Annotated in this window: 13 protein-coding genes; 1 reads left to right on the forward strand and 12 read right to left on the reverse strand. The window is 71.3% G+C overall.

Annotated features, from left to right (window positions below):
- Positions 1 to 330 precede the first annotated feature (330 nt).
- The 4 genes from CD790_RS01370 to CD790_RS01390 all read right to left on the reverse strand — a co-directional run bounded on the left by CD790_RS01370 (position 331) and on the right by CD790_RS01390 (position 7,374).
- Positions 331 to 537 (reverse strand): hypothetical protein, encoded by a 207-nt coding sequence (locus CD790_RS01370; RefSeq protein WP_144381096.1) that lies wholly within the window; start codon positions 535 to 537, stop codon positions 331 to 333.
- A 538-nt stretch (positions 538 to 1,075) separates the two neighbouring features.
- Entirely contained in the window at positions 1,076 to 1,459 is a 384-nt protein-coding gene (locus tag CD790_RS01380) for a hypothetical protein (RefSeq protein WP_144381100.1), read from the reverse strand.
- A 224-nt stretch (positions 1,460 to 1,683) separates the two neighbouring features.
- Complete coding sequence (locus tag CD790_RS01385) at positions 1,684 to 4,617, reverse strand: BTAD domain-containing putative transcriptional regulator (RefSeq protein ID WP_144381102.1); 2,934 nt, start codon at positions 4,615 to 4,617, stop codon at positions 1,684 to 1,686.
- Between the two features lie 111 nt (positions 4,618 to 4,728).
- On the reverse strand, positions 4,729 to 7,374 hold the full coding sequence (locus CD790_RS01390; protein ID WP_144381104.1) for a BTAD domain-containing putative transcriptional regulator: 2,646 nt from the start codon (positions 7,372 to 7,374) through the stop codon (positions 4,729 to 4,731).
- 295 nt (positions 7,375 to 7,669) lie between these two features.
- On the opposite strand from CD790_RS01390, the gene CD790_RS01395 reads away from it, so the two are divergent.
- Complete coding sequence (locus CD790_RS01395; protein WP_144381106.1) at positions 7,670 to 8,914, forward strand: amidohydrolase family protein; 1,245 nt, start codon at positions 7,670 to 7,672, stop codon at positions 8,912 to 8,914.
- Between the two features lie 36 nt (positions 8,915 to 8,950).
- On the opposite strand, the gene CD790_RS01400 is transcribed toward CD790_RS01395, so the two are convergent.
- The 8 genes from CD790_RS01400 to CD790_RS01435 all read right to left on the reverse strand — a co-directional run bounded on the left by CD790_RS01400 (position 8,951) and on the right by CD790_RS01435 (position 13,680).
- Positions 8,951 to 9,805 (reverse strand): SDR family NAD(P)-dependent oxidoreductase, encoded by an 855-nt coding sequence (locus CD790_RS01400; protein WP_144381108.1) that lies wholly within the window; start codon positions 9,803 to 9,805, stop codon positions 8,951 to 8,953.
- A gap of 41 nt (positions 9,806 to 9,846) precedes the next feature.
- A complete protein-coding gene (locus CD790_RS01405) occupies positions 9,847 to 10,101 on the reverse strand; it encodes a hypothetical protein (RefSeq protein WP_144381110.1) in 255 nt (84 codons plus the stop codon).
- A 48-nt stretch (positions 10,102 to 10,149) separates the two neighbouring features.
- The gene (locus tag CD790_RS01410) at positions 10,150 to 10,470 is read right to left on the reverse strand and encodes a hypothetical protein (protein ID WP_260867263.1); all 321 of its coding nucleotides are present in this window, start codon (positions 10,468 to 10,470) and stop codon (positions 10,150 to 10,152) included.
- Between the two features lie 401 nt (positions 10,471 to 10,871).
- On the reverse strand, positions 10,872 to 11,705 hold the full coding sequence (locus CD790_RS01415) for a helix-turn-helix transcriptional regulator (protein WP_144381113.1): 834 nt from the start codon (positions 11,703 to 11,705) through the stop codon (positions 10,872 to 10,874).
- Positions 11,702 to 12,214 (reverse strand): DUF6879 family protein, encoded by a 513-nt coding sequence (locus CD790_RS01420; protein WP_144381114.1) that lies wholly within the window; start codon positions 12,212 to 12,214, stop codon positions 11,702 to 11,704. The genes CD790_RS01415 and CD790_RS01420 overlap by 4 nt, the downstream gene beginning before the upstream one ends.
- Complete coding sequence (locus CD790_RS01425) at positions 12,198 to 12,410, reverse strand: hypothetical protein (RefSeq protein ID WP_144381115.1); 213 nt, start codon at positions 12,408 to 12,410, stop codon at positions 12,198 to 12,200. Before CD790_RS01425 ends, CD790_RS01420 begins: the two co-directional genes overlap by 17 nt.
- 107 nt (positions 12,411 to 12,517) lie before the next feature.
- Positions 12,518 to 12,796: a DUF397 domain-containing protein gene (locus tag CD790_RS01430; protein ID WP_144381116.1), complete on the reverse strand. Its 279-nt coding sequence runs from the start codon at positions 12,794 to 12,796 to the stop codon at positions 12,518 to 12,520.
- Between the two features lie 2 nt (positions 12,797 to 12,798).
- Positions 12,799 to 13,680 (reverse strand): helix-turn-helix transcriptional regulator, encoded by an 882-nt coding sequence (locus CD790_RS01435; protein WP_260867264.1) that lies wholly within the window; start codon positions 13,678 to 13,680, stop codon positions 12,799 to 12,801.
- Positions 13,681 to 13,878: the final 198 nt, after the last annotated feature.

Below are 13,878 nucleotides of genomic sequence, written 5' to 3' on the forward strand. Positions count from 1 at the left end.
CGGTCGAGTGCGCGATCGAGTGCCCGGCTGAGTGCCCGCTGAGCGCGCGGCTGAGTGCCCGACTGAGCGCGCGGGGCGAGCGTCGCCGCGAGGCCCTCTCACCCGGCCGAGCGTGCGACCCGCGCCCTGAGCTCGCGTCGCGCGGTCAAGGGGCCACTGCCGGACACGCGGCCGCTGTCGACCTTCGGGTGGCCTTTTCTGGACCCTGACATCAATGCGAGGGGTAAAGCTGCGAACGCCTCGGCGAACCATCGCGGCACCGCGCGAGCGAGCCGGAAACACGACGGGGGCCGGGTCTGTGGACCCGGCCCCCGAGGGGTGCGGTGCGGCTCAGGCGGCGTGGTGGTCCTCCGGGGTGACAGGGACGGGGCCCGGGAAGTGGTGGTCCAGCACGCCGTCGAGGCCGGTCGAGATGGAGCCCGGTGACTTGGAGCCGGGGCTCCCGGGGTGCGAGTCGGCCAGCGCCGAGCTCGTCGCGCCCACGGTGGCGGCTATGGCTATGGCAAACACGGTTGCGGCCTTCCTGGTGCGGGTCATTCCAACTCCTTTGCAAAAGCCACGATGTTGAGGTCCATCATGGGAGTGGAGTGGTGCATGGGACTATGTGTTTGGCCAAGCGGCCGGAATCTGGCCGCTTCTTGGCCTGAACGGAACGATCCCCCCGTAGCGCCTCATGCGAGCAGAAGGCGGTACATGTGCAGGGATCGACGTCGATGGCTCCCCCTCCTTGCCATCGTCGCCGATCCCTGCGCACCCCCGATGGTCCCCCTTGTCCCCCGTGTTTCCCCCGTCCCCCGTGTTCCCCCCCGTCCCCCGTTTCCCGTCCGGCCCCTGTTCTCCCCCGTGGGGCCGGTGTGGAGCGGGCCCGTGACTCCCCCCGTGGGCCCGCTTCCCGTCCGGCCCCCGACTTCCCCCGTGGGGCCGGTGTGGAGCGGACCCGTGACTCCCCCGTGGGCCCGTCCCCCGTGCGGCCCCTGTCTCCCCCGTGGGGCCGCCCCTCGCATATCCCCGGTTTTCCCCCGTAGCCCGTCATCGCGGCCGGGGCCGCGATGACGGCCGTCTCGGACGTGGCGACCTACGGCCGCCCGGAGCCCGCGTGGCTGTCCTGCGCCGTCGCGTGGCCGTCCTGGCTGGCGCCGCCGCCGATGTCGATGCTGCCGGCGTGACTGTCCTTGGTGGTGATCTGGTCCTCGTCCGCGGTGGTGTCCCCGGGCCGCGGGGTGGGCTGCTGTTCCCTCGGCGTGACCAGGTCGGACCCGACGCTGCCGGCGTGGCTGTCCATGGGAAGGATGCCGCTGCCCGGCGTGCCGGCGTGGCTGTCCTTCGGCAAGGGCTTGCCGCCGCTCCCCGGGCGCCCCGCGTGACTGTCCTGCGGGGTGATCAGGCCCGTGCCGACGCTGCCCGCGTGGCTGTCCATGGGCGTGTACTCGTCGGTCTCGGGCTTCTTGGTGTCGCTCATGTCCGTCAACTCCATGACTAGCGGTGCAAGGGGGTCGGCGAGACCCGCCCGGCAACTCCCCCGTGGGTCGCCGGACGGGCACTCAGGGCCGCGTTCACCCTTCGGAAGTGATCTCTCCGGGAGGTGAGCCCTCACGTCGACCCGCCTGCCCCCCGACGCGACGGATCGATAAATAGAGAATGGCGTCCACCGATAAACGATCGATGAACGGAAGATAGGCGCCGCTAAGCGACCGCGACCGGGGCCAGCAGCACACGGACCTCATCGCGCTCGGCAGGGGTCCCCAGACGCTCGTAGATGGCCAGCGCCTCGCTCCAGCAGGCCCGTGCCCGGTCCGTCTGCCCCATGGCGTCCAGCGCCCGACCCAGGACGGTCAGGAACTGTCCCCGCCGCCACTCGCCACCCAGCCCCCGCAGCACCAGCGCCTGCTCGGCGTGTTCGGCGGCCCGGGCGGGCCGGTTGGCGGCCAGCTGCGCCTCGGCCAGCCGGTAGTGCGACATGCCCTGCCAGAGCGGCTGGCGGTTCTCGTGGAAGATGGCGAGCGCCTCGGTGAGATGGGCGTGTGCCTCCTCCAGGCGCCCCGCGCGGGTGAGTGCGACCCCCAGCGCGTACATCCCGTTCGCCAGTCGCAGCGAGACACCGAGCCTGCGGTAGATGGCCAGCGCCTGCTCCGCGAGCTCCACGCCCAGCTGGGTGCGGCCCATGCCGACATAGGCGCGGGAGAGGTTGCTCAGCGCGCTCGCCTCGCCCGGCTCGTTGCCGTCCGCGCGGAAGGCGGTCAGCGCCTTGCTGACGTACGCCTCGGCGTCCTGGAATCGGCTCTGGTAGATGGCGATGATGCCGCGCTCGATCGGGGCGTGGCCCAGCGCCAGCGGGTCTTCGGTGACGACGGCGAGCAGCATCGCGTGCTGCGCCTCCACGTCCGCCTGGTCCAGCCGCCCGGTGACGCTGTGCACGTAGGTGAGGACCGTTCGGGCGCGGGCCTCCGGCAGAGGGTCACGCGCGGCTTGCGCGACGTCCCGGATGCGGGCCGCCGCCTGCTCGTACCGCCGTGCGCTGGCGCCCGACTCGGCCAGGTCCTTGGCGGCCAGGAGCAGGTCCACCGCGCGCCGCAGCATCCCGTTGGAGGTCGACTGGTGGGCGCAGGCCAGCAGGCACTCGGCCTCGGCGAAGAGCCAGTCCAGCGCGGCGTCCTTGCCCGTGAAGGCGAGTCCCGGGCGCTGCGTGGGGGACAGGTGGTGGACGAGCCGGTCGCCCGGCCGCTCCACGGCGTAGACCTGGGTCGCACTGGCGAGGTAGAAGTCCAGCAGCCGGGACATGGCCGCGTCCCGCTCGGCGGGCGGCTGTTCGTCGCGCTCGGCGCAGGCGCGCGCGAAGAGCCGCACCAGGTCGTGGAAGCGGTAGCGACCGGGGGCCGCCGACTCCAGGAGACTGGTGTCCACGAGGGACTCCACCAGCTCCTCGGTGTCGTCGAGGTCCATGTCGAGCACGGCCGCGGCGGCGGCGAGGGAGATGTCGGGCCCGTCGGCGAGGCCGAGCAGGCGGAAGGCGCGGGCCTGGTGGGGTTCGAGCTGTCCGTAGCCGAGTTCGAAGGTGGCCTTGACGGCGAGGTCTCCGGCGCGCAGCTCGTCCAGGCGGCGCCGCTCGTCGGCCAGCTTGCGGGCCAACACGGTCACGGTCCAGGTGCGGCGGGCGGCCAACCGGGAGGCGGCGATGCGGATCGCCAGCGGCAGGAACCCGCAGGCCGCCACGACGTCCATCGCCGCGTCGCGCTCCGCCGCCACCCGATCCTCGCCGACGATGCGGGTGAAGAGCATGAGTGCCTCGTCGGGACTCATGACGTCCAGGTCGACCAGGTGCGCGCCCTCCAGGCCGACCATCCGGGTCCGGCTGGTGACCAGCGCCGCGCACCCCTCCGTGCCGGGCAGCAGCGGCCGCACCTGGGCCGCGTCCCGGGCGTTGTCGAGCAGCGCCAGCACCCGACGGCCGTCGAGGGTGGAGCGGTACAGCGCCGCCCGCTCCTCGACGCCGTCCGGAATCGCGGCTTCCGGAGTGCCCAGCGCGCGGAGGAAGGCGCCGAGTACGGCCTCCGGCTCGGCGGAGGCCGGTCCCGCGCCCTGAAGGTCGACGTAGAGCTGTCCGTCGGGGAAGTGGTGCCGCGCGGCGTGCGCGACATGCACGGCCAGTGTCGTCTTGCCGACGCCCCCGATCCCGGCCACCGCTGAGACGGCCATGACGCGGCCCTCCGCGGTGACCAACTGCTCGCTGAGCTCGTCGACGAAGGCCGCTCGCCCGGTGAAGTCGGCCACGCGGGCGGGCAGTTGCGCCGGCCGTACGAAGGAGGGGGCGGCGCTGCCGGCGCGCTCGACGGCGCCGGTGCTGGGCACCGCCAGGTCGGCGTCGGCCTGCAGGATGCGCTGGTGGAGCTCGGAGAGCTCCGGGCAGGGGTCGACGCCCAGCTCCTCGCCGAGCAGCCGACGGGTGTCGGCGTAGACGGCGAGCGCCTCGGCCTGCCGCCCGCTGCGGTAGAGCGCCAGCATCAGGAGCTCGCGCAGCCGCTCCCGCAGGGGGTAGGCGGCGGTGAGCGCCGTCAGCTCGGAGACCGCCTCGGCGTGCTGGCCGACCTCCAGGTCGAGGTCCAGGCGGGTCTCGATGAGGGAGCGGTGCCACTCCTCCAGCCGGGCGCGCTGGGTCTCCGCGTACGGTCCGGGGAGTCCGGCGAGCGGCTCGCCGTCCCAGAGCGCCAGCGCTTCGTTGATCAACTCGCGGGACCGCGCCCGGTCGCCGGAGTGCCGTGCCTTGTCGGCCTCGGCCGCCAACTGCTCGGCGATGTCGGTGTCGAGGGCGCTGGTGCCCGCGCGGATCGCATAGCCGCCGGCCTCGCTGACCAGCACCTCCGCATCGGGGCCGAACGCCTTCCGAAGCCGGGAGGCGTAGGTGCGCAGGGCCGCGATGGCCGCCTGCGGAGGATCATCGGCCCACAGCGCGTCCACCAACTCCGGGGCGGTGGCGGTGCGCCCGCGGCGCAGCAGCAGGGCGGCGAGCAGGGCGCGTTGCTGCGGTGAGCCGAGGTTGAGCGCCTCTCCGTCCCGCCAGGCCCGGACCGGTCCGAGCACGGCGAAGCGGAACTGCTGCCCGCGCTCCCTGTCGCCGGTCATGGTCTCCCCCTGCCTGTGCCTGCTAGTCGCACCGGTCAGTTTGCCTTGTTGACGCCCCGTGCGTCAGTAGGGGCTTGCTCTCTGTGTCGGCCCCGCGATAGTTGTCCGAAGTCAGACAGCTGGCGGGTCGTCAGAAATGTTCCGTGATATCAGCTCTGTGCTGTTTATCAGCCTCAGTCGTGGCGGGGGCCGAGAGCCGCTACCGCCTTCCGGAGCGGTGCCGAGCCGGTCGCCGCGCGGGCCGTCCGAAAGCAGCGCCCGCACCTCGTCCCGCTCGGGTGATCCCAGTTGTTCGTAGATGGCCAGCGCTTCGTACCAGCATGCGCGGGCGCGCCCGCTCTGCCCGACCGCGTCGAGCGCCCGGCCGAGGAGGGTGAGGAAGGCGCCGCGCCGCCACGCGCCGCCCAGTCCGCGCAGCGCCAGCGCCCGCTCGGCGTGTTCGGCGGACAGCGCCGGGCGGCCCGCCGCCAGGTGGGTTTCGGCCAACCGGAAGTGCGTCACGCCCTCCCAGCGCTGCTGCCGGCACTCGTGGAAGATGCCCAGGGCCTGGCTGAGTTGGGTCACCGCCTCGTCGTAGCGACCCGCGCGGGTGAGCGCGATCCCCAGCGCGTACATGCCGTTGGCCAGGCGAAGCGAGACGCCGAGCCTGCGGTAGATGGCCAGCGACTGCTGGGCGAGCTCCAGCCCCGCCTCCGTCCGGCAGAGGTTCAGATTCACCCGGGCCAGGTTGGCCAGCACGCTCGCCTCACCGGCCTCGTCCCCGATGCTGCGGAAGGCGCGCAACGCCTGGGTGAGGTACTCCTCGGCGGCGCGGTGCCGGCGCTGGTAGAGGGCCGTGATGCCGCGCTGGTTGGAGGCGCGGCACAGCACGGTGACGTCGGCGGCGCCGCGCCCGGCCTCCAGGGCCCGCCGCAGCTCGTGGTCGGCCTCCTCGAACCGGCCGACGAAGTTGTTCAGCACGCCCAGCGTGGTGAGGGCGCGCCCTTCGGCCCGGAGATCCCCGGCCGCGCGCGCGGCCTCGCAGACCGCCCTGGCCGCGTCCTCGTACGGCCGCAGCTTCGCCCCCGACTCGGCGAGGTCGAGCGCCACGACCAGCAGATCGGCGGCCCGGCGCAGCATTCCCCCGCCGAGGCTCTGTCGCGCGCACGCGATCAGGCCGTCGCCCTCGGCGAAGAGCCAGTCCACCGCCTCGGCCGGGGTGGCGAAGGTCAGCCCCGCCCGCGCGGTGGTCTGGAGGTGGTCGACGGTGCGGTCGCCGGGGCGCTCGATCGCGTACACCCGCGCGGTGGTGGCGAGGTAGAAGTCCAGCAGGCGGGAGAGCGCCGCGTCCCGCGCGGCCGGGGGCCGCTCGTCGCGCTCGGCGCAGGCGCGCGCGTACAGCCGCACCAGGTCGTGGAAGCGGTAGCGGCCGGGGACGGGCGACTCCAGCAGCGAGATGTCCACCAGGGACTCCAGCAGCGGCTCCGTCTCCCCGACGGGGAGGTCGAGCACGGCCGCGGCGGCGGCGAGCGAGATGTCGGGCCCGTCGGCGAGGCCGAGCAGGCGGAAGGCGCGGGCCTGGTGGGGTTCGAGCTGTCCGTAGCCGAGTTCGAAGCTGGCCTTGACCGCCAGGTCTCCGGCGCGCAGCTCGTCCAGGCGGCGCCGCTCGTCGGCCAGCTTGCGGGCCAACACGGTCACCGTCCAGGTGCGGCGGGCGGCCAACCGGGAGGCGGCGATGCGGATCGCCAGCGGCAGGAACCCGCAGGCCGCCACCACCCGCGTGGAGTGTTCGTACTCGATGGCCGCCCGCTCCTCGCCGACGATCTGGGTGAAGAGCGCGAACGCCTCGTCGGGGCTCATCACGTCCAGGTCGACGAGGTGGGCGCCCTCCAGATCGGCCATCCGGGCCCGGCTGGTCACCAGCGCGGCGCAGCCCTTCGCGGCGGGCAGCAGCGGCCGTAGCTGGGCCGCGTCCCGGGCGTTGTCGAGCAGCGCCAGCACCCGACGGCCGTCGAGCGTGGAGCGGTAGAGCGCGGCGCGCTCCTCGGGGCTGTCCGGGATGGCCGCGTCCGGGGTGCCCAGCGCACGCAGGAAGCCGCCGAGGACCGCGTCGGCGTCGGCGGGGGAGCCGCCGGCACCCCTGAGGTCGACGTAGAGCTGTCCGTCGGGGAAGTGGTGCCGCGCGGCGTGCGCGACGTGCACGGCCAGGGTGGTCTTGCCGATCCCGCCGGTGCCGGCGATGGCCACCACGGCCGTCGCGCGGTCCCGCGCCCCGGCGAGCTGTTCGCACAGCTCGTCCACGAACGCCTCACGCCCGGTGAAGTCGGCCACCGTGGCGGGCAGCTGCGCCGGAGTGACCGGCGCCGCCCCGGCCATCCCCGGCGCCGCCGCGGCGGTGCGCAACGCCAGCCCCGCGTCCTCCTGGAGGATGCGCCGTTGGAGCTCGGTGAGCCGCGCGGAGGGCGTGACGCCGAGCTCCTCGGCCAGCAGCCGGCGGGTGTCGGCGTAGACGGCCAGCGCCTCGGCCTGCCGCCCGCTGCGGTACAGGGCCAGCATCAGCTGCTCGCGCAGCCCCTCCCGGAGCGGGTGCGCCGCGGTGAGCGCGGTCAGCTCCGAGATCGACTCGGTGTGTCGCCCACGCTCCAGGGCAAGGCCAAGCCGCGTCTCGACGATGGCGAGGTGGTCCTGACCGTCCCAGGGCCCGACCTCCCCCCGGAGCACCGCGTGCGGGCGATGCCCGTGCTCCCGACCGTCTCTACGCCCCTCGTCCTGGGCCATGGTGTTACTCCCCCGCGCGTACGTGCCTCGCTGCACTCGCCAGTCTGCCGTGTTCCCGTCCCGGCGTCAGGGGGGTTGGCCACCCCTGCTCCGGGGGTGACAACGACACCCCGGGGCGGGCCGTGGGCGCACCCCGCGGCGCGGCGGGCCGCGCGGGCGCGCGAGCGGAGATCGGCGGAGGAGGCCGTCCGGCCGGCGGACGCCGTCGGGTCGCGCGACACGCGAAGACGAGTGCGGACACCGAACCCCCGTCCAGGTTCCTGACGCCTCGTCAGATCGGCGCTACGGTGCCCCCATGGAGAGCTTCCCGAAGATCATCTCGGTGGACGACCACACGGTGGAGCCCCCGCACGTCTGGCGGGACCGGCTCCCCGCGAAGTACCGGGACGTCGCGCCGCGCGTCGTCCGGGCGCCGTTGAAGGAGCTGACCTTCGTCGGCGGACGCTTCACCCCGCGGATGGGGGAGCCCGGCGACGACGGACCGCCGGCGGACTGGTGGGTCTACGAGGACCTGCGGCGCCCGCTGACCCGGCTCGACACGGCGGTCGGCTACGACCGGGACCAGGTCAGGCTGGAGGCGATCACCTACGAGCAGATGCGCCCCGGCTCGTACTCCGTCCCCGAGCGGCTGGCGGACATGGACCTCAACCACGTCCAGTCCGCGCTCTGCTTCCCGACCTTTCCCCGCTTCTGCGGCCAGACCTTCACCGAGGCCAAGGACCGCGAACTGGGGCTGCTGGCCCTGCGTGCCTACAACGACTGGATGGTCGAGGAGTGGTGCGGGCCGCGGGCGCGCGGGCGGCTGATCCCGCTCACCCTGATCCCGCTGTGGGACGCCACGCTGGCCGCCGACGAGGTGCGCCGCAACGCCGCGCGGGGCGTGCGCGCCGTCTGCTTCTCGGAGATACCGCCCCACCTGGGACTGCCCTCGGTGCACACGGACGCCTGGGACCCGTTCTTCGCGGCCTGCGCCGAGACCGGGACGGTCATCGCCATGCACATCGGCTCCTCCTCCCGCATGCCCTCCACCTCCGCGGACGCGCCCCCGGCGGTCGGCTCCACCATCACCTTCGCCAACTGCTGCTTCTCCCTGGTCGACTGGCTGATGTCCGGGGCCTTCGACCGCTTCCCCAATCTGCGGATCATGTACGCCGAGGGGCAGATCGGCTGGATCCCCTACATCCTGGAGCGCGCCGACGTGGTCTGGCGGGAGAACCGCGGCTGGGGCGGCGTCGCCGACAAGGTGCTCCGCCCGCCGTCCGAGCTCTTCGCCGAGCACGTCTACGGCTGCTTCTTCGACGACGCCTTCGGCCTGCGCAACCTGGACGCGATCGGCGTCGGCAACGTCCTCTACGAGACCGACTACCCGCACTCCGACTCCACCTGGCCCAAATCCCGAGAGGTCGGCGAGGCCCAGATGGGCCACCTGGCGCCGGACGTCGTGGAACGGATCGTCCGGGGCAACGCCATCGAGCTGCTGGGCCTGACGGAGGACGGGCTCTGGGCCGGAGCGGCCGGGGCCGGGGCGGCCGGGGGCTGAGCCGCGGGTCCATCGGCGGGCGCCTGGCCGGACACCTCAGGCGAGGTACCGCGCGGTGAGCCGTTCGGTCAGCTCGGAAAGGCGCGCCCGCGCGGAGGCGTCATACGCCTGCTCGTCGGCGCGCCCGACGTCGAACCGGTCGAAGTAGCGGCCGGTGACGCCGGCCAGCTCCGGGTCGGCGACCAGCCGCAGCGTCGGCCCCACGCCCTTCTCCACGCCGGCCTCCGGCGGGTGGCCGATCTCCTGGACCATCCGCGTGTCCATGAGCGTCGCCGGGTGCAGCGCGTTGACCGTCACCCCCGTGTCCGCCAGCTCCGCCGCCAGCTCGAAGGTGTTCATGATCAGCGCCAGCTTGCTCTGGCAGTACGCCCGCATCCCGTCGTAGCCGCGCTCCAGCATGACGTCGTGGAAGTCGATCGGCGCCTGCCCCAGGGAGGCCACGTTGACCACCCGCGCGGGCGCGGACACGGACAGCAGCGGCAGCAGCGCGCGGGTCAGCACGTGCGGTGCCAGATGGTTCACGGCGAACCGCAGCTCGTGCCCCTGCCGGCTCACCTCCCGCCGCGAGGTGTCGCTGCCGCCGCCCACGGCCGCGTTGTTGACCAGCACGTGCAGCCGCGGCTCCGCCGCCTGGACGAAGTCGGCCAGCCCCCGCACCTGCTCCAGGTCCGCCAGGTCGGCCAGGTACGTCCGGACCGTGACCCCCGGATGGCGCTCCCGCAGCTCCTCGGCGACCTCCTCCATACGGACGTGCCGACGCCCGTGCAGCAGCAAGGTCGCCCCCGCCCCGGCCAGCGCCTCGGCCAGGGCCCGGCCCATGCCCTGGGTGGCCCCGGTGACGAGGACGGTCGTGCCGTGGAGGTCGGGCGGGGTGTAGCCGTCAACGTTCATGGCCTGGTTTATACCGTTTACGACCGCTCTGGGGGCGCGGCTCACTCCAGAAGCGAGGCCGTCAGGGCGAGCCGGACGGCTATGACGGCCTGCTCGACGGTGACGGCACCCGGCTGAACGAGCAGCGGCGGCAACGCGTCATCCTCCGGGACCGGGTCCGGGTTCGGGCCCGGGCCCGCCACCGGTTCGGGGTCGGCGGCCCCGGACGCGGCCGTGGCCTCCGCCGGAGGGAGCCCATACAGAGCCGTGGCGGCGGCCGCCTGAGCGGTCAGTACGAGAAGCTGCCTACGTCGCACGGGGTCTCCTCCGGGATCGGCTGGCCGGCGATGCGGTACGTGGTTCGTCTACCGCTGGGGGCAGGCGATGTCGGGCCGCATCCGATGCGGGCTACAGGCGATCAGGCATACGGACAGGAACCCCTGCCCCGTGAGATACCAGCCGCCCGCGACGTCCTCCCCGTTTCTCATCGCCTCCACGGCGCGGCTGATTCTCTCAGTGAGTCGGGTCTCGTCGCGGTGGTGTTCTGAGGCGAACGACGGCGCGTACATACGTACGTGCGCCCTGAACCAGTCGGTTGCCTCCATCGGTTCGTTCCATGTCCCCTGGATCAGGGAGGCGGGTTTGAGGAGCCAGTGAGCCAACTCCAGCGGGACGACCTTGCTCATGCGGAATTCGGGGTGAAGGGGCCGCCGGGGGCCGTCCATGAGCAGGTCGAGGCCCGACCCGAGCCAGCTGTAGCCGTGATGGTGCAACGTCTCGCCTTCGTCGCTGCGGGGACAGCCCCCGCCGTGGGGCAGGGGCTGCCGTTGCGCTGTCCTGTCGCTGTTCGGGTGGGTCACTGGCGGCCGCAGCCCTGACCATCACCGCATCCGCCTTGTTGGCCGCCCTCGGTGGGCCCGTCATCCTCCGGGTCCAGCCGGAAGGTGGCCGCTGTGGCATCGGAGTCGAATCGCATCGCCGTATCCCCTTCTGCGCTGCCGGTGCGGGAGAATTCCCCGCGTTGCCACTCGCAGAATGGCGATGAACTCAGGGTGTTCCCAGGGGTATTTCCCTTCTCGCCTAAAGATCAACGACGGAAGGCGGAGGCCCACTCGGCGAGGAGTTCTCGGGCCTCGTCTCCGAATCGTGCATGGTTCTCGTAGGCGGCGAACTCTTCCAGATAGGCGGAGACATCCCGCGCGTCACGGAATACCAACGCCCCATTGGACGCCTCCACGGTCGCTATGCGGTCGTCGTAGACCGTGAAGGTGTTGAGAGGGCACCCGGGCATGCGGCCCGCCAGGGGGAGTACGCCGATTCTGACGTTGCGCAGATGGGAAAGCGACGCCAGGCGATCGATCTGCACGGCCATGGCCGGTGCGGGAAGGGTGGGCCACCGCGCCGCCTGCTCCGTCAGCAGGAACGTGAATCTCTTCGTCTCATCGTAGAGAACGGCCTGTCGGGCGATCTTCTTTGCGATCGCCTTGCTGTGATCTCCGGGAATATGATCCAGGCTGGCTCGCGCGTACTCCGGCGTGGAGAGCAAGCCGGTAATCATGGAAAGCAGGAAGAAACGGAACTCGGTGGACGTCCTTTCCAGGTCGGCCAACTCCGCCTGCTTCTTCTCCAGCCCCTTCCGTCGGAGCGCCCTGGCGTCCTGCCATGCGGTGTTGGCGATCCTGGCGAGCGCGGTCACCTCGGTGATGAGCTGCGGTGAAGCCTCAAGTGCCCGCAAGATCCGCTCGACGTCCACGAGGGTGGGAGTGGTCTTGCCGGTCTCGATCTTGGAGATCTTGGATTGCGACATGGCGCAACGCCGGGCGAGCCGGTCCCCACTCAGACCGGCTCGCTTGCGAAGGTCCCGCAGTGTCTCGGCCAGGTCCGCCTTCGACCGGCCCAGCTGCTCCGGCTCGAACGTCAACCCTTCACGTACTCCTCGAAGGGTACGGATTCGGCTATGGCGATGCGCTGGTACTCGATGAACGGGCTCGGGTCACCGTCGTGCAGCCGGCGGTCCCTCTGTGTTCCGTCCGGCTCGTAGTTCATGAGCACCACGGTCCGCCGGTCGAACATCCAGAAGTCCTGCACGCCGGCGAGTGGGCTGACCCGATCCGTGACGTCGAGGATGCGGATGTCTTCTCCGGCGCGAACCTGGGGTGCGTAATAGCGCGCGAACTCGAAGCGCAGGTAGTCGGACAGGGGGCGGGTGAGGACGTGCACGCGACCCACGGTCCCGCCATTCCGCCGGTGGTGCCGAATGAGTGCCGTCCAGTCGTCGGACTCCGGCGCCACCAGAGGCTCTCCGGACAGGAAGCGGGCGAACTCATCCGCCTCCTGCGGTACTCGGTAGACCGGAAGCGTCTCCAGCCGCCATGCCTCGTGCCGGAAGTCCCGGAACATGGCCTGCCAGCGGTCACCAGCCAAGAGCACGGGCGGCCTCCCGAAGAACCCGCTCGGGGATTTTCACCAGTGCTTCCCCGGTCGGCGGCGCAAAGCCGCGATAGGTCAACCCCTGGATGACGAGCATGCCGTCCGCCTCGTCTTTGTAGACATTCGGACAGTCGTTCTGACCGCACTCGCCCGAGCCGCTTCCTGTGAGGCGGGTGAGCTTCACGCGACTGCTCATGGTGGCTCCTCCTGGCCGGGAGCCTCCCGGCCCTGCCGAGAACGGTAGGGAGCCGCGCGTTCGGGCGTCCATGTCGGCGCGTGAATATTCCCGTGCTCGACTAATGATCACCTGAAGGGTAGGCCGAGGCTGTCGTCGCGGAGGCCCCGGACGAAGGCCGCCCAGGCGGGGGCGGGGACGACGAGGATGGGGCCGGTCTTGTCCTTGGAGTCGCGGATGGCGATCTCGGTGGGGCGGGGGGATATCTCTACGCAGGCCCCTCCCTGCTGGCCGCTGTCGGAAGACTTGAACCACTTCTCACCAGAGTTCAGGAGGGCGACCTCTATGCAGTTGGTCCCCTCCGGCCCGCTGTACGAGGACTTGAACCAGTGGGTGTTTATGGGCATGGCTAGGCCAACTCTCGTGCTAGGTTGCTGAGGAAGCGGGGTGTCTCAGTTGGGGCCAGGGCTCCTTCTCGCATCACGTCGAAACGGCGATTGTGCTTCCAGACCTCGCGCCGCTTGTCGGTGACGCTGATGGTGTTCTGGACGTCGACTTGGACCACCGAGGCCGCGTCGCCGTCGAAGTCGAGAATCGTGAAGTTGTCTGAAGCCCTGTAGGTGGCCAGGGAGCAGGGCATGATCTGCACCGTCACGTGGTCGAGCTGACACATCTCGGCGATCGCCTCGTACTGCTCGCGCATGATCTTCGGGCTGCCCGTCATGCGGCGCAGTGCCGATTCATCGAGGATGACCCGAAGCTCGACGGGGCTGTCCTCGCGAGTGATGATCTGCTTGCGCGCCACGCGAAGTTGCACGTGATGCTCAACGAACTCTGTCGTCGTCTCCTCGACAGGCTTCGCCGTCAGGAACATGGCCCGCGCGTAGCTCTCGGTCTGGAGCAACCCGAAGACGACTTGGGAGTGCCAGGTGCGCATCGCGCGGGCGTCCATCTCCAGTCCGACGTACAGAGGCATTCCCGAGGGCATTACGTTCCGGTACGGAGACCACCAGTCGCTGCTGAGCGAATCGCGGTGCAGTATCAGCAGGGCTTCCCGGTCGTCGACGTCTGTCACGCCGTAGCGGTCGAGTAGCTTCTCCATGTCCGCCAGGCGCGGAAGTGTGTTGTGGCCGGTCTCGACTCGACTGAGTTTGGTCTCCGAGAAGCCGAACCCGTCGGCCGCCTCCTGGACGGTGAGCCCGGCCTTCTCGCGTAACCGGCGGAGCTCCTTTCCCAGCTCCCTGCGTCGGAACGTTGCCCCTCGTCGTGCTGCCACCTGTGTGCCCTCCACGATGTCCAGTCTGGCGTCGGTGCGCCCCTGTGCCGAGTGCGCTGCCCCCTGCTCTTCTCAGAAGGGCCCATGCCGTTGCTGTGGCACGTGCCAATTCTAAGTAGGTCGCTGATTCGCTTGCCGATTAAATCGCCGTTGCAGCACCGTAGTTGTGCTGGATGCGCCAGGTTGCCGGTCGCATGCAGCCGTCAAGTCCGC

The sequence above is a fragment of the Streptomyces sp. SAJ15 genome (assembly GCF_007595705.1).
In the GTDB taxonomy this organism is placed as follows: Bacteria; Actinomycetota; Actinomycetes; order Streptomycetales; family Streptomycetaceae; genus Streptomyces.

Coding starts and splice junctions, on each gene's coding strand:
- CD790_RS01370 (WP_144381096.1), bottom strand. CDS start 537: ATGACCCGCACCAGGAAGGCCGCAACCGTGTTTGCCATAGCCATAGCC.
- CD790_RS01380 (WP_144381100.1), bottom strand. CDS start 1,459: ATGAGCGACACCAAGAAGCCCGAGACCGACGAGTACACGCCCATGGAC.
- CD790_RS01385 (WP_144381102.1), bottom strand. CDS start 4,617: ATGACCGGCGACAGGGAGCGCGGGCAGCAGTTCCGCTTCGCCGTGCTC.
- CD790_RS01390 (WP_144381104.1), bottom strand. CDS start 7,374: ATGGCCCAGGACGAGGGGCGTAGAGACGGTCGGGAGCACGGGCATCGC.
- CD790_RS01395 (WP_144381106.1), top strand. CDS start 7,670: ATGGAGAGCTTCCCGAAGATCATCTCGGTGGACGACCACACGGTGGAG.
- CD790_RS01400 (WP_144381108.1), bottom strand. CDS start 9,805: ATGAACGTTGACGGCTACACCCCGCCCGACCTCCACGGCACGACCGTC.
- CD790_RS01410 (WP_260867263.1), bottom strand. CDS start 10,470: ATGAGCAAGGTCGTCCCGCTGGAGTTGGCTCACTGGCTCCTCAAACCC.
- CD790_RS01425 (WP_144381115.1), bottom strand. CDS start 12,410: ATGAGCAGTCGCGTGAAGCTCACCCGCCTCACAGGAAGCGGCTCGGGC.
- CD790_RS01430 (WP_144381116.1), bottom strand. CDS start 12,796: ATGCCCATAAACACCCACTGGTTCAAGTCCTCGTACAGCGGGCCGGAG.